The organism is Billgrantia tianxiuensis, assembly GCF_009834345.1.
Taxonomy (GTDB): Bacteria; Pseudomonadota; Gammaproteobacteria; order Pseudomonadales; family Halomonadaceae; genus Halomonas; species Halomonas tianxiuensis.
Map to the genome: position 1 here is coordinate 476,276 of NZ_CP035042.1, position 23,047 is coordinate 499,322.

22 protein-coding genes are annotated in these 23,047 nt (G+C 65.8%); 17 read left to right on the plus strand and 5 right to left on the minus strand.

Annotated elements, in window-relative coordinates:
• Nucleotides 1–76: 76 nt before the first annotated feature.
• The 5 genes from EKK97_RS02140 to typA form a co-directional block, all read right to left on the minus strand.
• Nucleotides 77–1,522 carry a sodium-dependent transporter gene (locus tag EKK97_RS02140; protein WP_159548504.1) on the minus strand — a complete coding sequence of 482 codons (1,446 nt, stop codon included), beginning with the start codon at nt 1,520–1,522 and terminating at the stop codon, nt 77–79.
• Between the two features lie 181 nt (nt 1,523–1,703).
• A complete protein-coding gene (locus EKK97_RS02145) occupies nt 1,704–2,030 on the minus strand; it encodes a hypothetical protein (RefSeq protein ID WP_159548507.1) in 327 nt (108 codons plus the stop codon).
• 127 nt (nt 2,031–2,157) lie between these two features.
• Entirely contained in the window at nt 2,158–3,429 is a 1,272-nt protein-coding gene (locus EKK97_RS02150; RefSeq protein WP_159548510.1) for a glutamate carboxypeptidase, read from the minus strand.
• 140 nt (nt 3,430–3,569) lie between these two features.
• On the minus strand, nt 3,570–4,595 hold the full coding sequence (locus EKK97_RS02155; protein ID WP_159548513.1) for a MerR family transcriptional regulator: 1,026 nt from the start codon (nt 4,593–4,595) through the stop codon (nt 3,570–3,572).
• A gap of 131 nt (nt 4,596–4,726) precedes the next feature.
• Nucleotides 4,727–6,574, minus strand: coding sequence for a translational GTPase TypA (gene typA / locus EKK97_RS02160; protein ID WP_159548516.1), 1,848 nt, complete (start codon nt 6,572–6,574; stop codon nt 4,727–4,729).
• A gap of 340 nt (nt 6,575–6,914) precedes the next feature.
• On the opposite strand from typA, the gene EKK97_RS02165 reads away from it, so the two are divergent.
• The 17 genes from EKK97_RS02165 to phnP all read left to right on the plus strand — a co-directional run bounded on the left by EKK97_RS02165 (nt 6,915) and on the right by phnP (nt 23,029).
• Nucleotides 6,915–7,454, plus strand: coding sequence for a glycosyltransferase family protein (locus EKK97_RS02165; protein ID WP_159548519.1), 540 nt, complete (start codon nt 6,915–6,917; stop codon nt 7,452–7,454).
• A gap of 350 nt (nt 7,455–7,804) precedes the next feature.
• Nucleotides 7,805–9,211 (plus strand): glutamate--ammonia ligase, encoded by a 1,407-nt coding sequence (glnA, locus tag EKK97_RS02170; protein ID WP_159548522.1) that lies wholly within the window; start codon nt 7,805–7,807, stop codon nt 9,209–9,211.
• 436 nt (nt 9,212–9,647) lie between these two features.
• Complete coding sequence (gene glnL, locus EKK97_RS02175) at nt 9,648–10,694, plus strand: nitrogen regulation protein NR(II) (RefSeq protein ID WP_159548525.1); 1,047 nt, start codon at nt 9,648–9,650, stop codon at nt 10,692–10,694.
• Nucleotides 10,687–12,096: a nitrogen regulation protein NR(I) gene (glnG, locus tag EKK97_RS02180; protein WP_159548528.1), complete on the plus strand. Its 1,410-nt coding sequence runs from the start codon at nt 10,687–10,689 to the stop codon at nt 12,094–12,096. The genes glnL and glnG overlap by 8 nt, the downstream gene beginning before the upstream one ends.
• A gap of 218 nt (nt 12,097–12,314) precedes the next feature.
• Complete coding sequence (phnC, locus tag EKK97_RS02185) at nt 12,315–13,142, plus strand: phosphonate ABC transporter ATP-binding protein (protein ID WP_159548531.1); 828 nt, start codon at nt 12,315–12,317, stop codon at nt 13,140–13,142.
• Nucleotides 13,143–13,174: 32 nt separating this feature from the next.
• Nucleotides 13,175–14,215 carry a phosphonate ABC transporter substrate-binding protein gene (gene phnD, locus EKK97_RS02190; RefSeq protein ID WP_159548534.1) on the plus strand — a complete coding sequence of 347 codons (1,041 nt, stop codon included), beginning with the start codon at nt 13,175–13,177 and terminating at the stop codon, nt 14,213–14,215.
• Nucleotides 14,216–14,283: 68 nt separating this feature from the next.
• The gene (gene phnE, locus EKK97_RS02195) at nt 14,284–15,075 is read left to right on the plus strand and encodes a phosphonate ABC transporter, permease protein PhnE (protein ID WP_159548537.1); all 792 of its coding nucleotides are present in this window, start codon (nt 14,284–14,286) and stop codon (nt 15,073–15,075) included.
• A gap of 65 nt (nt 15,076–15,140) precedes the next feature.
• Entirely contained in the window at nt 15,141–15,893 is a 753-nt protein-coding gene (gene phnF / locus EKK97_RS02200; protein ID WP_159548540.1) for a phosphonate metabolism transcriptional regulator PhnF, read from the plus strand.
• Nucleotides 15,890–16,360, plus strand: coding sequence for a phosphonate C-P lyase system protein PhnG (gene phnG, locus EKK97_RS02205; RefSeq protein WP_234287186.1), 471 nt, complete (start codon nt 15,890–15,892; stop codon nt 16,358–16,360). Before phnF ends, phnG begins: the two co-directional genes overlap by 4 nt.
• A 2-nt stretch (nt 16,361–16,362) precedes the next feature.
• Nucleotides 16,363–16,959 (plus strand): phosphonate C-P lyase system protein PhnH, encoded by a 597-nt coding sequence (gene phnH, locus EKK97_RS02210; protein WP_159548543.1) that lies wholly within the window; start codon nt 16,363–16,365, stop codon nt 16,957–16,959.
• Nucleotides 16,959–18,116, plus strand: coding sequence for a carbon-phosphorus lyase complex subunit (locus EKK97_RS02215; protein ID WP_159548546.1), 1,158 nt, complete (start codon nt 16,959–16,961; stop codon nt 18,114–18,116). The genes phnH and EKK97_RS02215 overlap by 1 nt, the downstream gene beginning before the upstream one ends.
• Nucleotides 18,113–18,946 (plus strand): alpha-D-ribose 1-methylphosphonate 5-phosphate C-P-lyase PhnJ, encoded by an 834-nt coding sequence (locus tag EKK97_RS02220; RefSeq protein ID WP_159548549.1) that lies wholly within the window; start codon nt 18,113–18,115, stop codon nt 18,944–18,946. Before EKK97_RS02215 ends, EKK97_RS02220 begins: the two co-directional genes overlap by 4 nt.
• On the plus strand, nt 18,943–19,794 hold the full coding sequence (gene phnK / locus EKK97_RS02225) for a phosphonate C-P lyase system protein PhnK (protein ID WP_159548552.1): 852 nt from the start codon (nt 18,943–18,945) through the stop codon (nt 19,792–19,794). The genes EKK97_RS02220 and phnK overlap by 4 nt, the downstream gene beginning before the upstream one ends.
• A gap of 14 nt (nt 19,795–19,808) precedes the next feature.
• Nucleotides 19,809–20,558: a phosphonate C-P lyase system protein PhnL gene (phnL, locus tag EKK97_RS02230; RefSeq protein WP_159548555.1), complete on the plus strand. Its 750-nt coding sequence runs from the start codon at nt 19,809–19,811 to the stop codon at nt 20,556–20,558.
• Nucleotides 20,551–21,693, plus strand: a complete 1,143-nt coding sequence (locus EKK97_RS02235; protein WP_159548558.1) for an alpha-D-ribose 1-methylphosphonate 5-triphosphate diphosphatase — start codon at nt 20,551–20,553, stop codon at nt 21,691–21,693. Before phnL ends, EKK97_RS02235 begins: the two co-directional genes overlap by 8 nt.
• Entirely contained in the window at nt 21,693–22,253 is a 561-nt protein-coding gene (phnN, locus tag EKK97_RS02240) for a phosphonate metabolism protein/1,5-bisphosphokinase (PRPP-forming) PhnN (RefSeq protein ID WP_159548561.1), read from the plus strand. The genes EKK97_RS02235 and phnN overlap by 1 nt, the downstream gene beginning before the upstream one ends.
• A complete protein-coding gene (phnP, locus tag EKK97_RS02245; RefSeq protein WP_159548564.1) occupies nt 22,250–23,029 on the plus strand; it encodes a phosphonate metabolism protein PhnP in 780 nt (259 codons plus the stop codon). Before phnN ends, phnP begins: the two co-directional genes overlap by 4 nt.
• Nucleotides 23,030–23,047 lie beyond the last annotated feature (18 nt).

A 23,047-nucleotide genomic window follows, 5' to 3' on the forward strand; every position in this document is an offset into this window, starting at 1 on the left:
CCCGGCTTCTCCGCTTGGTGCGAGGCCGGGTGGCGTATATCGAGCCGCCGCCCGCAGGCGGCGACAGTTTTTCTTGTTACCGGTCCTGGCGCTTCTCGGCCAGGAAGGTACGGCCGGCGGCGAAGGCGCCGACGATGATCAGGGCGCCGATGGCCGGCACCAGATAGCCTTCTACCTGCGGAATGGTGCGCAGGAACACGAAGGCGACCGCGGCGGGCGCCACGAAGCGTACCAGGAAGCGCCAGGTCCGGAACCAGGTCTCGCTGGTGCGCATCTCCTTCATCACCTCGGAGTGGGTCAGCGCCCAGCCGGCGAACAGCGCGATGAGCATGCCGCCCAGCGGCATGAAGATGTTGGTCAGCAGCTCGATGAAATCGAAGGCGCTGCGGCCGAACAAGGTGTGGAAGGGGCTCGCCTCGGCCCACAGGTTGAAGCTGACCACCGTGAGCAGGCCCAGGGCCCAGCTGGCCACCACCATGACGAACACTGCCTGGGGGCGGGTGAGGTCGAAGCGCTCCACCAGAAAGGCGGCCACCGGCTCGATCAACGAGATCGAGGAGCTGATCGCCGCTCCCAGCACGAGAATGAAGAACACCCCGCCGATCAGCCCGCCGAAGGGCATCTCGGCGAAGGCCAGCGGCAGGGTGACGAACATCAGTCCCGGCCCGGCGGCGGCGTCGAGGCCGGCGCCGAATACCAGCGAGAAGATCGCCAGCCCCGCCACCATGGCGACGGCGGTATCGATGAAGGCGACGGCGAAGGCGGTACGGCTCAGCGAGGCCTCGCTGGCCATGTAGGCGCCGTAGGCCATGATCGCCCCCATGCCGAGGCTCAGGGTGAAGAACGACTGGCCCATGGCCTGCAGCCACCCTTCGAGGCTTAGGTCGCCGACATTGAAGGTGAACAGGAAGCTTGCCGCGGCGCCGAAGTCGCCATTGGTGATGCCATAGGCGAGTACCACCAGAAGGATCACGAACAGTGCCGGCATCATGATGCGCAGGCCACTCTCGATACCCTTGTGGATGCCCATGCCCACGATCAGCCCCGAGGCGATGATGAATAGTGTGTGGTAGAGCGTGAGCAGGCCCGGCGAGGCCAGCAGTGCATCGAAGCCGGCGCCGATGGTGGCGGCATCGGCGCCGACCAGCGAGCCGGTGAGCATCTGCCAGGTGTAATGAATCGCCCAGCCGGCGATCACCGAATAGAAGCTCAGGATCAGGAAGGCCGCGGCGGCTCCCAGCCAGCCGATCGATTCCCAGGCGCGGGAGGTGTCATGAGTGCGGGTCAGGAAGCGCATGCCCATGATTGGGCTTCTGCGGCTGGCGCGGCCGAGCATGGTCTCGGCGATCAGGATCGGAATGCCGACGGCGAAGATAGTCAGGGCGTAGATCAGGATGAAGGCGCCGCCGCCGTTCTCGCCGGTCAGGTAGGGAAAGCGCCACAGGTTGCCGAGCCCCACTGCCGAGCCGACCGCGGCGAGCAGGAAGGTGCCCTTGTGTGTCCAGACGTTGTGCGTGCTCATTATGTTTCCGAAGCGTCGTCCTGCGGCCTTGTGGGCCTGAGTGTGGCACCACCGAGCGCCGGTCGGATAGGGGCGTTCGATGAGCGCGTACACTGTGCGACAGAACCCGCGCCATGGCCAGTAGACGAACGTTAAGTCTACGTTGGAAACGACAGATGACCGGGGCACGGGTTCGTGGAAGTCATTGCGGCTCCTCGTCCTCCTTCGAGATGTCGCTCGGGCGCGGTTCGAAGGCGCGGCTGGCGTCCGGCAGGCGCACCGTGTCGCCTACGGCGAGCTTGCCGAACAGCTGGCGCCGCTTGCCGCTGTGCGGCTCGATCAAGGCCGCCACGCTGCCGATGCTGGTGCCGTCGACGTAGGCCTCGACCTTGATCCGCACCACTACGCCCTGGTAGCGGGCCGAGAGGATGTCGCCAGGCCCCGGTTCCGAGTAGCCCTGGGGGGAGCGTTCGTAATGGTGCATTACGCTGTCGGCGCCGGGGTCGTCCCATTCCACGTGCTTGTGCATACGGCCTCCTGTACGGTCGATTTCGATCTCCTAGGGAGAAGCGTAGCCGCTGACGGGCATGGCAAGAAAAGGCCCGCCTCGAGGCGGGCCGGGTCGACGCCGCTCTTCAAGGCGTCTCTTCGGGCAGTCAGGGCGTCTCTTCGGACAGTGCCATGATCATTCGTGTGGCCAGGTAGAGGCGCGGCACCACGCTGTGCAGTTCGACGTACTCGTCGCTGCTGTGGTAGCGGCCTCCCACCAGGCCGAGTGACTCGAGCACGGCCGGGCGCTCGGCATCGGGCTGGTAGGCGTAGGCGGCATCGGTGCCACCGCCGATTTCCACCGCGCCGAGTTCCAGGCCCAGTTCGGCATAGATGGCCTTGGCTGTCTCGGCCAGCTCCTGGGTTTGCGGATTCTCCGGCAGCGGCGGGCGACCGCGCTCCAGGCGGAACTCCACGTCGGTATCCTCGATCAGGCGGCTGGCGATGATCTCGTTGGCTTCCTCGCTCACGCGCTCGTACTCGTCGGCTTCGAAGTAGCGCATGTCGCCCTCGGCCCGGGCGTGCTCGGGAATGATGTTACGGGTGCCGCCGCCCTCGACCACCGTCCAGTTGAGGGTGGTTTCCTTGTCGGGGTCGCCAAGCTCGCTGAGCTGGAGCAACTGATGGGAGAGTTCCATCACCGCGTTGCGCCCCTCCTCCGGGGCGCTGCCGGCATGCGAGGCGCGGCCGGTCACTTCGAGAAAGGCGTAGTTGATGCCCTTGGTCACGGTGGTGACCGCATCCATGCCGTCTTCCCCCAGGGTGGGTTCGAACACCAGCACCGCGTCCTGCTCGGCGGCGAGCTGCTGGATGAGGTCGCGGGAGCCCAGCGAGCCGCGCTCCTCGTCGGGGTTGAACACCACCGTCAACGTACCATAGCCGTCGTACTCCAGCTCCTCGAGAATTGCCAGGCTGTGCAGGATGAGTGCCACGCCGCCCTTGGCATCGCCCACGCCGGGGCCGAAGGCGCGGCCGTCTTCGACGCGATACGGCCGCTCGGACGCGGTGCCTTCACCGAACACGGTGTCGTAGTGGATCATCAGCATGATGTCGCGCTCGCCGCTGCCCTGGAGGGTGCCGACCAGGGTGTTGCCGCCGAGTTCTTCGGAGGGGTGGGTCTCGACCTCGGCCCCCCGCTCGCGCAGGCGCTCTTCGAGGATCGCCTCGACCTCGGCCAGCCCCGGCTCGTAAGTGGTACCGGAATCGATGTTGACCAGGGTTTCGAGCGTTTCGAGCAACGGCTCCTCGTGGCGCTCGGCGGCATCGAGTACCGCCTGGTCGGCTTCGGTGGCAACAGGCTCGGCGTTGACGGAAGCGGCAGCGAACATGACGGCCAGGGCCGCGCCGCAGCACAGCGGCTTGAGGGGGAGTCCATTCATGGCAGTGTCCCTGTGGTGTTCTTGGCTATCGGTGGCTCGGCCACGCAGATGCGAGGCGCTGGGTAGAGTCTAGGCCAGGTGACCACGAACGCCATTCCATTGTCCCGCCACCACCCTGGGATGGTGGCGGGAGGAAGGGCTCAACGCTCCGTCAGGTGGGCGATGGCCTTGCCCAGGAACTCTTTCATGGGTTCGGTCATCCACACGCTGGCTTGGAGTTCAGGCTCTTGCTCGTTGGCCTGCTGGATTTTTCCGTGGGTGGCCGGGTCGTTGCCGGCGAAGCTGTGCAGCATGTCGAGCCATTGCTGAGCCAGCGCCTGGACGGCAGGGTCTTCCGGCGATGCATTCCGTTCGAGTTGTTGGCGTAGCCTGGCCATCAGACTGGGCCATTCTTGCATGCGCTGCGGATAGTGCCGGCGCATGTGGGCGAACTCATCCGGCGAGAGATAGCGCCGATAGATGGCCAGCTTGTGCTCGGCGAGCGCCTGGATCACATACTCCGAGACCCGTTTGGAAATACCCAGTTGAGCCTGCGCTTCCGGCTCGTTGGCATACATGGCGTTGAGCTTGTCGAGCAGCGTCGGGTCGCCGGCGGTATCGCGCTCGAGCGTCGCCATCCAGCGCTGAGCCAGCTCCTGGGCGGCTGTATCGGCGGCGGGCACGTCCCGGCGGATCAGTTCTTCGGCCTCGCCGATCAGGGCTCTCCATTCGGCCTGGCGCGCGTCGTCGGCTTGATAGAGCGGCAGGCGGTCGAGCTCCTGCGGGGTAAAGTAGCGGTCGTACATGGTCATCATCTCCAGTGTCTTCAGCCAGTCGTCCATCTCCGGCTCGTCGCCATTCTCGAACTGGCGATGCAGCGCCACGAGGCGGTCTCGCAACTGGGTCTGGTCGGCGATCTTGCGTTCCAGTAGCTGTATCTGGCGTTCGATCACGACGGCCAGGGAGGGCGAGGAACGATCGAGCAAGGTGCCGATATCGGCCAGCGACATGCCCAGGGAGCGCAGCGCCTGGATGTGGTGCAGGCGAGCGACGTCCTGGCATCGATAGAGCCGATAGCCGGCGTCGGAACGCATGGAAGGCACGAGCAGGCCGATTTCGTCGTAGTGATGCAGCGTTCGCACGGTCAGGCCCGTGCGCTTGGCCAATTCACCGACTCGTAACAGCATGCTTCGTCTCCTCTCGTCCATGCGTGGGCTGAAGCTTGGAGGCTCACGTTGCGTGAGGGTCAAGAAGGTTTTTTTACCGCAAAACGACGACACCCGCCGAGTGGCGGGTGTCGTTGAGAAGCGAGCGAGGCTTACTTCTTGGCGCGCTTGCGCTCGTGCTCCTTGAGAAACTTCTTGCGCAGGCGGATGTGGTTGGGGGTGATCTCCACCAGTTCGTCGTCGTCGAGGAACTCGATGGCCTGCTCGAGCGAGAACTTCACCGGCGGGGTCAGCACGATGTTCTCGTCGTTGCCCGAGGCGCGCATGTTGTCGAGCTTCTTGCCCTTGGTGGGGTTCACCACCAGGTCATTGGCACGGTTGTGGATGCCCACCAGCATGCCTTCGTAGACTTCGGTGCCGTGATCGATGATCAGCTTGCCGCGCTCCTGCAGGGCGTACAGCGCGTAGGCCAGCGCCTTGCCGTCGACCATCGACACCAGCACGCCGTTGCGACGCTCGATGGCGGCGTCGGGCTTGAGCGCACCGTAGTGGTCGAAGCGGCTGGTGAGGATGCCGGTGCCCGAGGTCAGGGTCAGGAACTGGCCGCGGAAGCCGATCAGCCCGCGCGCGGGGATGATGAAGTCCAGGCGAACGCGCCCCTTGCCGTCGGGGTTCATGTTGGTCAGCTCGCCCTTGCGGTAGCCGAGCTCCTCCATGATGGCGCCCTGGTGCTGCTCCTCGCAGTCGATGATCACCTCTTCGTACGGCTCCTGCTTGACGCCGTCGATCTCCTTGATGATCACCTCGGGGCGGCCCACCGCCAGCTCGAAGCCTTCGCGGCGCATAGTCTCGATCAGCACCGAGAGGTGCAGCTCGCCGCGGCCGGAGACCTTGAACTTTTCCGGGCTCTCGCCCTGTTCGACACGCAGCGCCACGTTGTGGATCAGCTCCTGGTCGAGGCGATCCTTGATGTTGCGGCTGGTAACGTACTTGCCGTCGCGGCCGGCGAACGGCGAGTCGTTGACCTGGAAAGTCATGGAGACGGTGGGCTCGTCCACCGACAGCGGCGGCAGCGCCTCGACGGCGGTCGGGTCGCACAGGGTATCGGAGATGGAGAGTTCATCGATACCGGTGATACAGACGATGTCGCCGGCGGTGGCGAGTTCGGTCTGCACGCGCTCGAGGCCCATGTGGGTCATCACCTGGCCGACCTTGCCCTTGCGGGTCTTGCCGTCGGTACCGATCACCACGATCTGCTGGTTGGGCTTGACCGAGCCGCGCTTGATGCGGCCAAGGCCGATGACGCCCACGTAGCTGGAGTAGTCCAGCGCCGAGATCTGCATCTGGAACGGGCCGTCGAGTTCCACCGCCGGCGGTTCGACGATGTCGACGATGGCCTGGAACATGGGCGACATGTCCTCGGCCAGCGATTCCGGATCCATGCCGGCGATGCCGTTGAGCGCCGAGCAGTAGACGATCGGGAAGTCGAGCTGCTCGTCGGTGGCGCCGAGGTTGTCGAACAGATCGAAGATCTGGTCGATGACCCAGTCGGGGCGCGCACCGGGGCGGTCGATCTTGTTGACCACCACGATCGGCTTGAGGCCCTGGGCGAAGGCCTTCTGGGTGACGAAGCGGGTTTGCGGCATGGGGCCGTCGACGGCGTCGACCAGCAGCAGCACCGAGTCGACCATCGACATCACGCGCTCTACCTCGCCGCCGAAGTCGGCGTGTCCGGGAGTGTCGACGATGTTGATGTGAAAGTCGCGGCCATTGCCGTCCTGCCAGCGAATCGCAGTGTTCTTGGCCAGGATGGTGATGCCGCGCTCCTTTTCCTGGTCATTGGAATCCATGATCCGCTCCTGCCCCTCGGCCTTGCGATCCAGGGTGCCGGACTGCTGCAGCAGCTTGTCGACCAGGGTGGTCTTGCCGTGGTCGACGTGAGCGATGATGGCAATATTGCGCAAACTCTCGATGCGAGAGGGGGTTACAGCTGTGTTCATAGGGTGTGACTCATCAACAGGGGCGCACCTATGTACACATCGGAAGGACGTACCCTAGGCGCGGGGTAGGGAGTGGAGGCGCATTGTACAGGTAAGCGGGGGAGGGGAATAGCACAACCTCGCAATATGGAGACCATCAGCCCGGGACGTGGCGCTTCCCCATCCGCCTGGGGCGGTCCGAGCCATGTCATCGTTCCGTCATGGCGGGCATGATTGGGAGAGCGCGGTGGGAAGAAATTCAGTAAGGGAACTTTGTCGCTACTTTTCTACACTTATTTACACACTCTGTAACGCAGCTGCGTTGCGAGCGGCCCTCCCATTCTCGGTGGAGCCCTGAGCCATGCCTCTTTCCAGTGTCATTCTCGATGCTCGCAGTGCCGGCGCGAAACTGCCACGCAACTTGATCGCTTTCGAAAAGGCAGCCAAGCGGTGGCAGGGGAGCTATGAACTGTTGCTGGTGGACGATACCGGAGACCGCCGCTTACCGGCCCTGGCGCAACGCTACCGGGCTGTCCTGCTCTCGTGCGGCTCCACGCCTCTGGGAGGTCGGCTCAATGCCGCCGTAAGTGCCAGCCGAGGAGAGCTATTGCTGTTCCCCGGGTTGGGAGACCGCCGTGCCGTGAACTGGCTCAGCCATCGGTTGGTCGAGGTCGAGCCGAGCGGCCAGTGGGATGCGGCCGTGCTGCCGGTGCGCCGCCATGGTTGGCTGCGGCGCTGGTGGCTGCTGCAGCGTCCATCACCATTGGACACCTTCTGGGTGGTGCGAGCCTGGTTCGAGCGCATCGGCGGTTTCGACCCGCAGTTGGGCAGCGACGCGCTGCCCGATCTGCTCGAACGCTTGCGGGCCTGTCAGGCGCGGGTATCGATCGAGACTGCATGAGAAAAGCGCAGTCGGTGCGCGATTATGGTGCATTAGCGATTTGTTTGCGCCACCATGGTGCACAAATCCGATCCCAGCGGCGCCTAAATGGAGAGGGCGGGCAGGCTTGGTGCAGGCTGATACAGCGCGGTGCAATTTATTTTTCTTCCGAAACAGATGGTTAACATATTTCCGTTTAGGCGTGGTGCATGATTGGCACAGCTCCTGCATTGCCATGGGCAGCTCGCCATGCTTGTGCATGGCGAACGTGGGCAGCTGGCCCACAGCGTGCTACAACGGGTGCTGCAACGAAACAGCACCAGTGGACTTCAGCCAATCGAATCGAGCCACAGCTCAAACGGAGGACACAAATGTCAGCCAAGACTCTCGCCCTGATCGAAGAACACGATGTGAAGTGGGTAGACCTGCGCTTCACCGACACGCGGGGCAAGGAACAGCACGTCACCATTCCGGCCCGTGACGTGAACGAGGAGTTCTTCGAGAACGGCCAGATGTTCGATGGCTCCTCCATTTCCGGCTGGAAGGGCATCAACGAATCCGACATGATCCTGCGTCCGGAAGACGGTACCGCCTTCCTCGACCCGTTCACCGAGGATGCCACCCTGGTGCTGCGCTGCGACATCATCGAGCCGGCCACCATGCAGGGCTATGAGCGCGATCCGCGTTCCATCGCCAAGCGCGCCGAGGCCTACCTGCAGTCCACCGGCCTGGGCGACACCGCTTTCTTCGGCCCGGAGCCCGAGTTCTTCATCTTCGATGAGGTTCACTGGAAGGCCGACATCGAAGGCGCCATGTACAAGATCACCTCCGAAGAGGGTGCCTGGTCCACCGACCGTCAGGTCGAAGGCGGCAACCTGGGCCACCGTCCGCGCGTCAAGGGTGGCTACTTCCCGGTGCCTCCGGTCGACAGCTTCCATGACATTCGCGGCGCCATGTGCAACACCCTGGAAGCCATCGGCCAGAGCGTCGAGGTGCATCACCACGAGGTGTCCAACGCCGGCCAGAACGAGATCGGCGTGAAGTTCAACACCCTGGTGAAGAAGGCCGACGAAGTCCAGGAACTGAAGTACGTGATCCACAACGTGGCTCACGCCTACGGCAAGACCGCCACCTTCATGCCCAAGCCGCTGGTCGGCGACAACGGCAGCGGCATGCACGTGCACCAGTCGTTCTGGAAGGATGGTCAAAACCAGTTTGCCGGCGACCAGTACGCTGGTCTGTCCGAAATGGCGCTGTACTACATCGGCGGTATCATCAAGCACGCCCGTGCCCTGAACGCCTTCACCAACGCTTCCACTAACTCCTACAAGCGCCTGGTGCCGGGCTTCGAAGCGCCGGTCATGCTCGCCTACAGCGCGCGCAACCGCTCTGCATCGATCCGTATTCCGTACACCGCGAGCCCCAAGGGCAAGCGTATCGAGGCCCGCTTCCCGGACCCGACCGCCAACCCCTACCTGGCTTTCGCCGCCATGCTGATGGCCGGTATCGACGGCATCAAGAATAAGATCCACCCCGGCGACGCCATGGACAAGAACCTCTATGACCTGCCGCCGGAAGAAGGCAAGAAGGTGCCGACCGTGGCGCATAGCCTCGATCAGGCCCTGGAAGCCCTGGATAAGGATCGTGCCTTCCTCACCGAAGGCGGCGTGTTCACCGACGACATGATCGATGCCTACATCGAGCTGAAGATGGAAGACGTCGAGCGTATTCGCATGACCACGCACCCGATCGAGTTCGACATGTACTACAGCTGCTAAGCAACTGCGTCCGGCAGTTAGACAGCCGGTCTGCCATCAGGGGCTCCGCATCGCGGAGCCCTTTTTCGTTTCGGCGGTCTCGCTCTACAGATGGCGTGCCGAGTTACGTTGCCCCACGCTGGTTACCCCGATCCTCCTTGGTTTGCCATTCCTGTGCTCCGATGCACCAAGCCGGATGCACCAAGACAGACAAACCATGCCTCCTGTTCTGGCAGTTTTGCCATCGATGCACCATTATGGTGCATATGGAGTCGCGCTTTTCGCTCTGAAACGGCGCCATGCCGCGCCAATAGGGGTTGGCGCACTTCTTGCTAGGAATGTTAAGCCTTGGGTGCTGCCGGGCATCGTGTCGGCAATCGAGCGCTTCCTGCCGATGCGCCATGACGATGCAAGCGCCGCGCTATGCACTCCTGCATTCACCGAGGGAAGGTCGTAAATGTATCGACGCCTGATGGAACACCTCACCACGGCAGTGCTGCTGCTGGATGACGAGCTGCGGTTGAGCTGGATGAACCCGGCGGCCGAGGCTCTGCTGGCGGTCAGCCTGGGCCGGGTGCAGGGGCTCAGCCTGGCAGCGCTGTTGACCGAGGACGACGGCATGGGAGACGTGCTGGCCAAGGCGCGCGACGACCAGCATCCCTTTACCCAGCGCGAGGTCAGGCTGGCACTGCTCGGCGGTACGGCGGTCACCGTGGATTACACGGTCACGCCGCTGTCGATGTCCGAACTGCTGGTGGAAATGGAGCCGCGCGACCGTCTGCTGCGCATCTCCCGCGAGGAAGCCCTGCTCAACCGTCAGGAAGCGATCAAGGTGCTGTCTCGCGGCCTGGCCCACGAGGTCAAGAACCCGCTGGGCGGGATTCGTGGCGCTGCCCAACTGCTCGAACGCGACCTCGACGACCCTACCCTGAAGGAATTCACCCGCATCATCGTCGAGGAGGTCGACCGGCTGCGCGACCTGGTCGACAGCATGCTGGGGCCGAACAAGCTGCTGCGCCACGAGCCGCTCAACGTTCACAAGGTCCTGGAGCGGGTGCGCGCACTGCTGATGGCGGAAACGCCGAGCGTGACGATCGAGCGTGACTATGATCCCAGCCTGCCGGACTTCCCCGGCGACGAGGCCCAGATGATCCAGGCGGTGCTCAACGTAGCGCGCAACGCCGTGGAAGCAATGACCGAGGCCGGCACCGAAGCACCGAGCCTGCTGCTGCGCACCCGGGCGCGGCGTCAGTTCACCCTGGGCGCCGAGCGCCACCGCCTGGTCTGCGAGGTGGCATTGATCGACAACGGCCCCGGCATCCCCGAGAGCCTGCAGGAGACCCTGTTCTATCCCATGGTCTCGGGGCGTGCCGACGGCAGCGGGCTGGGGTTGTCCATCGCCCAGGGCATCCTGCATCAGCATCAGGGACTGATCGAATGCGAGTCCCGGCCCGGACACACCGAATTTCGTCTGCTTATTCCTTTGGAGAGGCGCCATGACTGATGTCGCACGTGTCGCGGTGGTCGACGACGACCGCGCCATTCGCTGGGTGCTGGAGCGCGCCCTGGCCCAGCCCGACCTCGAGGTCGAGTGTATCGACCGGGCCGACGTGGCGCTCAGCCGCCTGCTGGATGACCCTCCCGATGTGCTGGTGACCGACATCCGCATGCCCGGTATCGACGGCCTGGACCTGATGTCACGGATACGCGAGGTCCATCCCGAGCTGCCGGTGATCGTGATGACTGCCCACTCCGACCTGGACAGTGCCGTGGCGTCCTACCAGGGCGGCGCCTTCGAATACCTGCCCAAACCCTTCGACGTCGACGAGGCGCTGGCCCTGGTGCGCCGCGCCGTGGCCCACGCCCGCGAGCGCAAGCGGCCGGTCAGCGTGCCGGAAGGGCTCAGCGCCGAGATCATCGGCGAGGCGCCGGCCATGCAGGAGGTGTTTCGCGCCATCGGCCGGCTGTCGCACTCGCACATCACGGTGCTGATCAATGGCGAGTCGGGAACCGGTAAGGAGCGCGTGGCCCGCGCCCTGCACCAGCACAGCCCGCGTTCCGGCCAGCCGTTCATTGCCCTCAACATGGCGGCGATACCCCGCGACCTGATCGAGTCCGAGCTGTTCGGCCACGAGAAGGGCGCCTTCACCGGCGCCACCGCCAGCCGCCAGGGACGCTTCGAGCAGGCCAACGGTGGCACCCTGTTCCTCGACGAGATCGGCGACATGCCCGCCGAGACCCAGACCCGGCTGCTGCGGGTGCTGGCCGACGGCGAGTTCTACCGCGTGGGTGGCCACACGCCGGTGAAGGTGGACGTGCGCATCATTGCCGCCACTCACCAGAACCTGGAGCGGCTGGTGGAGGACGGCCGCTTCCGCGAGGACCTGTTCCACCGTCTCAACGTGATCCGCGTTCACCTGCCCAAGCTGGCAGAGCGGCGCGAGGACATTCCGCGGCTGGCGCGGCACTTCCTGGCCGAGGCGGCCAAGGAACTCGCCACCGACGTCAAGGTGCTGACCAAGGACGCCGAGGCGCACCTCACCCGCCTGCCCTGGCCGGGCAACGTGCGCCAGCTGGAGAATACCTGCCGCTGGCTGACGGTGATGGCCTCGGGACGCGAGATCCTGGTCGAGGACCTGCCGCCGGAATTGCGCCACGGCGAGAGCGGCGAAGCGCCCAGCGGCGATTGGCGCGCCGCCTTCCGCGATTGGGCCGATCGCGCCCTGGCCGCCGGACACACCCACCTGCTGGAGGAGGCCGTGCCCGACTTCGAACGCATCCTGATCGAGACCGCGCTCAAGCACACCGGCGGGCGCAAGGGCGAGGCCGCCGAACTGCTCGGCTGGGGGCGCAATACGCTGACGCGCAAGCTCAAGACACTGCTGCCCTCGCTGGCGGAGGATTGATCCGAGCTGCCGGTGCGCAGCATGACGTCGCGATGACACTGGCATGACCCTGCGATGACGAATGGCGCTAAGGCATTGTTGCGTCGTCGCAGCAGCCCGCAAGGTCCGCCGGTGGCGTGATTTTCGGCCGTGCCGATGTCACGCAATCGTTATTGTCTAGACAACTGCGTTTCATCTCCCGCCGTGACACTGATGCCATCCGCATAGAGGAGGGCATCATGTCGATCACCCGCATCGCTGTCGAACGACTCAGCAAGAGCTTCGGCCAGATCCACGTACTGAGTGAGGTCGGCTTCGAGATTGAAGCCGGCGAAATGGTGGCCCTCATCGGGCCGTCCGGCTCGGGCAAGTCCACGTTGCTACGCCATCTGGTGGGGCTCACCTCCGCCAATCGCCACAGCGGCAGTCGTGTTCACCTCATGGACCGCGAGGTCCAGCGTGACGGCCGGCTGCTGCGGGGCTCGCGTGCCCAGCGCTGCCGCTGCGGCTATATCTTCCAGCAGTTCAATCTCGTCGGCCGCCTCAGCGTGCTGACCAATGTACTGATCGGCCGGCTGGGCTCGATGCCGCGCTGGCGGGCATTGCTTGGACGCTTCAGCGAGGAGGAGCGCATCCGGGCGCGCCAGGCACTGGCCCGCGTTGGCCTTGCTGAGCTGGCCGAACAGCGCGCCAATACCCTCTCCGGCGGACAGATGCAGCGCGTGGCGATCGCCCGTGTGTTGATGCAGGACGCCGAGGTGATCTTCGCCGATGAACCCATCGCCTCCCTCGACCCGCGCAGTGCACGCGAGGTCATGGACATCCTCCAGCGCATCAACCTCGAGGATGGCCGTACCGTGCTCGTCTCGCTGCATCAGGTCGACTATGCCCGCCGCTACTGCTCGCGGGCCATCGCCCTGAAGAGGGGGCATCTCTACTACGACGGCCCGACCGAAGGCCTTACCGAAGCACGGCTCCAGGCGCTCTACGAGAACGCCGGTTTCGACGAGCCGCGCCAGCCTCCCGCTCCCATTGCTGCCAACGTCGCCCTGGGCGCCGCCAGTTGATCATCGCCAACCGCCACCAAGAGGTTTTCGCCATGAGCACGAAACATCGCCGTCTCGCCCTGCCGCTGATCGCCGGCCTTGGCCTGCTGGGCAGCCAGCTCGCCGTCGCCGAGGAGCAAATCGACACCTTGCGCTTCGGCATCATCTCCACCGAGGCCAGCCAGAACCAGGAGCCGCTGTGGCGGCCGTTCCTCGACGACATGGCCGAGACCCTCGGCGTCGAGGTGGAGCCGTTCTTCGCCAACGATTACGCCGCGGTGATCCAGGCCATGCGCTTCGACAAGATCGACCTCGCCTGGTACGGCAACAAGTCGGCCATGGAGGCGGTGGATCGTGCCGGCGGTGAGATCTTCGCCCAAACCGTGCCAGAGAACGGCGAGCCTGGCTACTGGAGCCTGCTGATCGTGCACCAGGACAGCCCCTACGAGAACGTCGAGGACATTCTCGCCAACGCCTCGCAGCTTACCTTCGGCAACGGCGACCCCAACTCCACCTCGGGCTTCCTGGTGCCGGGCTACTACGTCTTTGCCCAGAACGGCGTCGAGGCCACCGACATCTTCAAGCGCACTCTCAACTCCAACCACGAGACCAATGCGCTGTCGGTGGCCAACCGTCAGGTCGACGTGGCCACCTTCAATACCGAGAGCATGGATCGCCTGGAGCTGGCGCACCCCGACAAGGCGGCACAGCTCAAGGTGATCTGGCAGTCGCCGCTGATTCCCTCCGATCCGCTGGTATGGCGCGAGAACCTGCCTGAGTCGATGAAGACCCGACTGCGCGACTTCATCCTCAGCTACGGCGAGACCGAGGAGCAGCGCGAGAAGATCGAGCCTCTGCAGTGGGCGCGCTTCGATGCCTCCGACAACGACCAACTGCTGCCCATTCGTCAGTTGGAACTGTTCAAGCAGCGCGCCCAGCTCGCCGCCGACGATTCGCTCAATGAAGCCGACAAGCAGCATCAACTGGCCGAACTGGACGCCCGGCTGGATGACCTGGACGAGCGCCTCAAGGCGCGCGAAGCCGCCAGGGCCGAGCAGGGCGAAGCGGGCCTGACCACCGCCATGGCCCAGTGACCGAACTTCGCCCCGAAACGGCAACCGAGTCCGAGGGGCTGAAACGGCCCCTCTCCGGAGAACACTCCATGACCGTAACGAATCCGACGCTCGCCGATGCCTCGGCCAAGCGCAGTTGGATCAGCCTGCTCGGCTGGGCCATCGCCCTGGGTGTGCTGGCCTGGGCCTGGCAAGGCACCGAGATGAATCCCGGCGCGCTGGTCAGCAACGCCGGCAACATGGCCGAACTCGCCGCCGATTTCTATCCGCCGGCATTCGGCAACCTTGGGCGTTACATCGACCAGATGCTGGTGACCATTCAGATCGCCATCTGGGGCACGCTACTGGCGATCGTGCTGGCCATCCCGTGCAGCCTGCTGTCGTCCGAGAACCTGGTGCCCTGGTGGGTTTACCAGCCCATGCGCCGCCTGATGGATGCCTGTCGCGCCATCAACGAACTGGTTTTCGCCATGCTGTTCGTGGTCGCCGTGGGGCTCGGCCCCTTCGCCGGCACCCTGGCGCTGTTCGTCCACACTACCGGTGTGCTTGCCAAGCTCTTTTCCGAGGCCGTCGAAGCCAGCGAGGCCGGCCCCATGGAGGGTATCCGCGTCACCGGTGCCGGGCGCATCGAGGAGATCGTCTTTGGCCTGATTCCCCAGGTGCTGCCGCTGTGGATCTCGGTGAGCCTCTACCGCTTCGAGTCGAATATCCGTTCGGCCACTGTGCTGGGAATGGTCGGTGGGGGCGGGATCGGCGTGGCGCTATGGGAAACCATGCGCGGTTTCCAGTACGCCGAGACCGCCACGATCATGCTGGTGATCATCGTTGCGGTCACCGTGCTCGACATGGCCTCGCAGGCGGTACGCAAGCGCTTCATCTAAGAGAGAGCAAACCGGCCGTGCCAGCGGCCTCTTCTCTTCGAAAATTCGTTTTTGCCGGAGCAAACATGTCTAGACAACTGGCCAAGGAGCCGCTCGACGAAGCCCCGCGCTATCGCAAGCTGGCCGATACGTTGGCTCGCGAGATTCGCAGCGACTATGCCCCCGGAGAGCTGCTGCCCGCCGAAGTGGCCTTGGCTCGGCGCTTTGGCGTCAATCGTCATACAGTGCGGCGTGCGCTCGACGAGCTGGTGGCGGCGGGGATGGTGACCCGCCATCAGGGACGCGGCACCCAGATCGTCGATCGCCGCCTCGACTACGCCGTCAATGCCGCCAGCAAAGTGACCCACAACCTGGCCGCGCTGGGGATTGCCACCCAGACCGAATGCTTGGCGCAGGGACTGCAGGTGCCTCCCGAGGCCATTGCCCAGCGCTTCGGCTATGGCCCAGGTGAAGCCCTGTTGTGCGTCGACACCCTGCGCAGCGTCGACGGTGCGCCGCTGATGCTGCTGCGCCATTGGTTCGACCCCGAGCGGGTACCGGGCTGGGAGCGTCGTTACCGCGGCGGCTCCACCCGCGCCTTGCTCGACCAGCACTACGGCCTGCAGCTCTTCCGCCGTCGCGTGCGTATCGAAGGCATCAGCGCCACCCGCGACGACTCGCGCCGCTTGCAATGCCCTCTCAATGCACCACTGCTGCAGCTCGCGAGTGACAACGTCGACCATGACGGCACGCTGGTCGAGGTCTCGATCAGTCGCGCCCGGGCAGACCGGCTCGCCTACCACATCGACTTCGCCCCGACCGACGAGGTGCCCTCATGACTTCCCTGCAAGACCGGCGCATGTCGCAGGCGCGACGCCAGCGGGTGCTGGCGCTGTCGCCACGGCAGCAGATCGAGACCCGCTGGACCACGCTCGGCATTCGTATCGCCCATCGCTGCGTACGCGGCCCCGAGACCGGCATGGCCATGCTGCGAGGTCGTATGGGCGGTACCGGCCGTGCCTTCAACCTTGGCGAAATGACGCTGACCCGGGCGAGTGTGGTGCTCGACGAGGCATCGCCTGTTGCCGGCGCCCTCGGCCACGGTTGGGTGCGCGGGCGCGACCGTCGCCATGCCGAACTCATCGCACTGATCGACGCCTGTGCCCAGCATGAGGCTTGGGCCCGGCACATCGACAGTGAACTGATTGCGCCGCTGGAAGATGCGCTCGAGGCGCGTCGTGGCGAGGCGGCACGCGACACGGCGGCCACCCGAGTCGATTTCTTCACCCTGGTGAGAGGGGAGTGAACATGCCCTGGCCGACCCTGAACGACCCTGTCCACGACAGCCAGCGGCTGTTCCGCCAAGTGCTGGCGGCAATGAGCGAGCCCGGCACCCTGCACACCCTGGCGGCTCCGGCGCCACCGCAAGCAACCATCGGTTCTGCGCTGTGGGGCACGCTGCTGACGCTGTGCGATCTCGATGTCCGTGTATGGCTCGCCCCCGCACTGGATACGCCGGCACTGCGCGAGGCGCTGCCCTTCCATACCGGCTGCCGCCTGACCGACGAGCCGGTGTCGGCGGATTTCGCGCTGGTGACGCCGGCAGCGCTGTGCGAGGCGCCGGATTTCGCGCTGGGTAGCGACGAGTACCCCGATCGCAGTACCACGCTGCTGGTCGCCCTCGAGCTCCTCGATAGCGGCGACACCGGAAGCGGCACCTGGCAGCTGAGCGGGCCGGGCATACCGGCCCAACGCACGCTTCGTGTGGAAGAGCGCGCTCGGCCCCTGATGCTGCGGCTCGCCGCCAATCGCCAGTCCTTCCCTTGTGGGCTCGACGCCATTCTCACCTGTGGCGAGCGGCTCGCCGCGTTGCCACGTACCACCCGCATCGAGGAGATCGCCTGATGTACGTAGCCGTGAAAGGAGGCGAGCGCGCCATCGCCAACGCCCACCGCCTGCTGGCTGACCGGCGCCGCGGCAAGCGCGAGCGGGCCGAACTCGAGGTCGGGCAGATCCAGGACCAGCTGCGCCTGGCCGTCGACCGTGTCATGGCCGAGGCTTCGCTCTACGATCCCGAGCTCGCCGCGCTTGCCATCAAGCAGGCCAGCGGCGACATGATCGAGGCGGTCTTCCTGCTGCGCGCCTACCGCACCACGCTGCCGCGCCTGGCCGTGAGCGAGCCGCTGGACACCGGCAGCATGCGCATCGAGCGGCGCATCAGTGCCACCTACAAGGACATTCCCGGCGGCCAGGTGCTCGGGCCGACCTACGACTACACCCACCGCCTGCTCGATTTCCTGCTGCTCGCCGAGGGCGATACGCCGGCACCCGAGCGTAGCGAGCAGCCCCTGGAGCCTTGCCCCCAGATCCTCGAACTGCTCGATGCCGAAGGGCTGATCGAGCGCGAGCGCGACGACGGTGCCGAGCCCGGCGACATCACCCGCGAGCCGCCCGACTATCCGGTCGACCGCGCCACGCGGCTGCAGATGCTGGCGCGTGGCGACGAGGGCTACCTGCTGGCACTGGGCTACTCCACCCAGCGTGGCTATGGGCGCAACCACCCCTTTGCCGGTGAGATCCGCCTGGGCCAGGTGGAGGTAGAGATTTTCGTCGAGGAGTGGGGCGAGGCGGTGTGCGTCGGCGAGATCGCGTTGAGCGAGTGCCAGATGATCAACCAGTTCGGCGGCTCCCGGGAGGCCGCACCGCAGTTCACCCGGGGCTACGGGTTGGCCTTCGGTCATAGCGAGCGCAAGACCCTGGCCATGGCGCTGGTCGATCGCGCGCTGCGCGCCGAGGAGCTCGGCGAGGAGGTCCAGGGCCCTGCCCAGCAGGCCGAGTTCGTATTGGCCCACGCCGACAGCGTCGAGGCCTCGGGCTTCGTCTCGCATCTCAAGCTGCCGCACTACGTCGATTTCCAGTCGGAGCTGGAACTGCTGCGCCGCCTGCGACGGGAATACGAGGCGAAGTCCCCTGACCGCGCCGAGGCCACCGAAGACGGACCGTCCCAAGGCGAACCTCAGGCAAGCACAGCAGACGCCGCGACTCTCGGGAGCACTGTATGAACGGCTACAACTTCGCCTACCTCGACGAGCAGACCAAGCGCATGATCCGCCGCGCCCTGCTGAAGGCGGTGGCCATTCCCGGCTACCAGGTGCCCTTCGGCGGCCGCGAGATGCCCATGCCGTATGGCTGGGGTACCGGTGGCATGCAGCTTACCGCCAGCATTCTCGGCGCCGACGACGTGCTCAAGGTGATCGACCAGGGTGCCGACGACACCACCAATGCGGTCAGTATTCGCGCCTTCTTCAAGCGGGTGGCCGGCGTCGAGACGACAACCGCGACGCGGGCGGCGAGCGTGATCCAGACCCGCCACCGTATTCCCGAGACGCCGCTCGAGCCGGGCCAGATCCTGGTGTTCCAGGTGCCCATACCCGAACCGCTGCGCTTCATCGAGCCCAGCGAGCGGGAGACCCGGCTGATGCACGCCCTGGAGGAGTATGGGGTGATGCACGTGAAGCTCTACGAGGACATCGCCCGGCATGGGCATATCGCCACCACCTACGCCTATCCGGTCAAGGTCGATGGCCGCTACGTCATGGATCCTTCGCCGATCCCCAAGTTCGACAATCCCAAGCTCGACATGAGCCCCGCGCTGCTGCTGTTCGGCGCCGGCCGGGAGAAGCGGCTCTACGCCATACCGCCGCATACCCGGGTCGAGAGTCTCGACTTCGAGGATCACCCCTTCGAGATCCAGCGCTGGGACGAGCGCTGCGCACTGTGCGACAGCGCCGAGAGCTTCCTCGACGAAGTGATCACCGACGATGCCGGCGGACGCATGTTCGTCTGCTCCGATACCGACTACTGCGAACGCCGCCGCGAGGAGAGCGCATGAGCCGTCCCGATCTTCCTGGTTCCCAATGTCCTGAAGCAGAGCCTGGTTCAGCGCTCCGTCGCCCCGACCTGGCTCGCCCCGTCCTGCTTGACGTACAGGAGGTCACGCGGCTCTACGGACCCGGCAAGGGCTGCGAGGCGGTCGACTTTCGTCTACATGTGGGCGAGGTGCTCGGCATCGTCGGCGAGTCCGGCTCCGGCAAGTCGACCCTGCTGCGCGTGCTTGCCGGCCTGGAAGCGCCGGATGCCGGCCGGGTGGTCTATCACCGCCCGGGAGACAGCCTCGAGACCGACCTCTACGCCATTGGGGAGGCGCGCCGCCGCGCGCTGCTGCGTCTGGAGTGGGGCCTGGTTCACCAGAACCCGCGCGACGGCCTGCGCATGGGTGTCTCGGCCGGGGCCAACGTCGGCGAGCGCCTGATGGCGCTGGGCCAGCGCCACTATGGCCGGCTGCGTGCCGCCGGGCAGGACTGGATGACCCAGGTGGAACTCGATCCCGCGCGCATCGACGACGCCCCGCGCACCTTCTCCGGCGGCATGCAGCAGCGCCTGCAGATCGCCCGCACCCTGGTCACCCGGCCGCGGCTGGTGTTCATGGACGAGCCCACCGGCGGGCTCGACGTCTCGGTGCAGGCGCGCCTGCTCGACATGCTGCGCACCCTGGTGCGCCAGCTAGGGCTCTCGATGGTGCTGGTGACCCACGACCTCGCCGTGGCCCGCCTGCTGGCCCACCGCCTGTTGGTGATGCGCCGTGGTCGGGTGGTGGAGGCGGGACTCACCGACCAGATACTCGACGACCCGCAGCACGCCTACACCCAGTTGCTGGTGTCGTCGGTGCTGACACCCTGACCGAGGAGACGACAATGACCCCGATTCTCACCGTCGAAGGCCTGGGCAAGGGCTTCGTGCTGCACGGCCAGGGCGGGCTCGCGCTCACGGTCATGCGCGATCTCGCGCTCGATCTCCGGCGCGGCGAGTGCCTGGTGCTGGCTGGGCCCAGCGGCATCGGCAAGAGCACGCTGCTGAAGATCCTCTACGGCAACTATCTGGCTGGGGAGGGACGTATTCGGCTGCACTTCAGTGACGGCCCGATGGAGCTCGGCAAGTTGCCGGCCCATGCCTGGCACGCCCTGCGCCGCGACGTGATCGGCTACGTCAGCCAGTTCCTGCGCGTGGTGCCGCGGGTCTCGACCTGCGAAGTGGTGATGGAGCCACTGCTGGCACGCGGAGCCGATGCCGTCGAGAGCAGGTATCGCGCCGAGACGCTGCTGGCCCGGCTCAACCTCCCCGAGCGGCTGTGGTCGCTGCCGCCCGGGACTTTCTCCGGAGGCGAGCAGCAGCGCGTCAACATTGCCCGCGGCTTTATCGGCGAGCATCCCTTGCTGCTGCTCGACGAACCCACGGCCTCACTGGATGCCGCCAACCGCGCGGTGGTGATCGAGCTGATTCGCGAGGCCAAGGCTCGCGGTGCCGCCATGCTCGGCATCTTTCACGACGAGGACGTACGCGAGCGCGTGGCCGATCGCCTGCTGCCGCTCGAGAACTACATGGACGACCCGAGCCGTGCGCGGATCGATGCCAGCCAGCTTCTCCAGGAGAACGACCATGCGTGAACAGATCCTCAGCAACGCTCGGCTGGTACTCGACGACGAGGTCGTGACGGGCAGTCTGGTGATACGCGACGGACGCATCGCCGGGCTCGATATCGCCCCGAGCCGGCATCCGGCGGCGATCGACTGCGACGGCGACTATCTGCTGCCGGGGCTGGTCGAGCTGCATACCGACAACATGGAGAAGTATTTTCAGCCGCGCCCCAAGGTGGCCTGGCCGGCGCGCCAGGCGGCGCTGGCCCACGACGCCCAGATGGCGGCGAGCGGCATCACCACGGTATTCGATGCCGTGGCCATCGGCGACGTCAACAAGCAGAGCATGCGCCACCAGGCGCTCGCCGAGATGTGCCGGGCGATCGACGATATCGTCGACGGTGGGCTGGCGCGGGTCGATCACCGTCTGCACTTGCGCTGTGAGGTCAGCCAGGCCGAAACGCTGGAGCGCTTCCGCGAACTCGCCGATCTGCCGCGGCTGGGCCTGGTGTCGCTGATGGACCATACCCCCGGGCAGCGCCAGTTCGTTTCCTTCGAGGCTTACAGCACCTATTACCAGGGCAAGTACGGGCTGAGCGACAGCGAGCTGGAGACCTTCGTCACCCAGCAGCGTGCCAGCAGTGCCCGCTACAGCGCCCAGCATCGACGCGCCATTGCTGCCGAGTGCCATTCTCGCGGCCTGGCGCTGGCCAGCCATGACGACGCCACCCTGGAGCACGTCGCCGAGAGCCGCGAATACGGCACCCGGGTCGCCGAATTTCCGACAACCCTGGAGGCGGCCGAGGCCTCGCACCGCGCCGGCATGGCCGTCATGATGGGCGCGCCCAACGTGGTGCGCGGCGGTTCGCACTCCGGCAACATTGCCGCAGCCGACCTGGTAGCGCGTGGCGTGCTGGACGTGCTCTCTTCCGACTATTACCCCGCGGCGCTGCTCGATGCCGTGTTCCGCATCGCGCGAATGGAGGGCGGCTATTCACTCCCCCGTGCGGTGGCCACCGCTTCGCGGATACCGGCCGAGGCCGTGGGCCTGACCGACCGTGGGCGGCTCGCCGCGGGAGCGCGTGCGGACCTGATCCGGGCCAGGCTGTGCGACGATCACCCTCTGGTCGAGCGAGTCTGGTCGGCTGGCCGGCAGGTGCACTGATGGCCGGCCTTGGCGAGGCGGGACGACTGGTTTACGTGATGGGGGCCAGTGGGGTGGGCAAGGACAGCCTGCTGCGTGCTGCCCGGCGCCGTCATCCGCAGTGGCCGGTGGCTCATCGCTACATCACCCGGAAGAGCGAGGCTAGTGAGGACTGCGTGAGCCTCAGCCGAGAAGAATTCACTTGGCGCCGCCAGGCGGGCCTGTTCTGCCTCGACTGGCAGGCACATGGCCTGGATTATGCCTTGGGCATCGAGGTGGAAGCCTGGCTCGAACGGGGCATGACGGTGCTGGTGAACGGCAGCCGCCATGCGCTGGCAAGGGCCGAGGCGCGTTTCAGCCGGCAACTGCGCCCGGTGCTAGTCTCTGCGCGCCCCGAGGTGCTCTACGAGCGGTTGATGTCCCGCGGTCGCGAGAACTCCACCGAGATCGAGGCGCGGCTGGCCCGCCATCGTCGTCTGGACCAGGCCTGCCTCGGGGTGCATCGGCTCGACAACAGCGGGGCCTTGGCGACCACCGTGGCGGCGCTCGATGCCTGGCTGACCGAGGAGTGCATGTCATGAGGCTGCGCTTCGTCGGCACAGGCGACAGTGCCCAGGTGCCGCGCTTCGGTTGTGATTGCGCGGCGTGCGAGCGCGCCCGGGTGTTGAGCTGCCACCGACGCGGGCCCTGTTGCGCCGAGGTGAGGGTGGATGGCCACCGCTACCTGCTCGATGCCGGCCGCATGGACCTGGCGGAAAGCTGTGAGCGCGAGCGTCCGGCGGCGATCTTGCTGACTCACTACCATGCCGACCATGTCCAGGGGCTCTTTCACCTGCGCTGGGGTACCGGCGAGCCGATCCCCGTCTACGGGCCCAAGGATGCCCACGGCTGTGCCGATCTCTTCAAGCATTCCGGCGTGTTGGATTTCCAGCCCGGGCTCAAGCCGTTCCGGCCGCTGCGCCTGGTCGGGTGCGAGGTGATTCCGGTACCGCTCACCCACAGCAAGCCGACACTGGGGTTCTGCCTGGATGACGGCGGTACGCGTCTGGCCTATCTCACCGATACCTGCGGCCTGCCGGTCGAGACCGATCGCTTTCTGCGAGACTGGCGGCCCGATGTGGTCGTGCTCGACGCCACGTATCCGGGTAGCCATGCGGAGCCGCGTAACCACAACACGGTACCCATGGCGTTGGAGATCCTCGAGCGACTGGCCCCGCGCCAGGCGTGGCTGACGCACCTGGGACATGAGGTGGATGCCGAGCTAATGAGCGTGACCCTGGCATTGCCACCCAATGTGGCACTAGCCCAGGATGGCCTCGAGGCCGATCTTTGCGCAGCCCAGGCATGGACTGCCTAGGTTTGAGTTTGGCTTGTT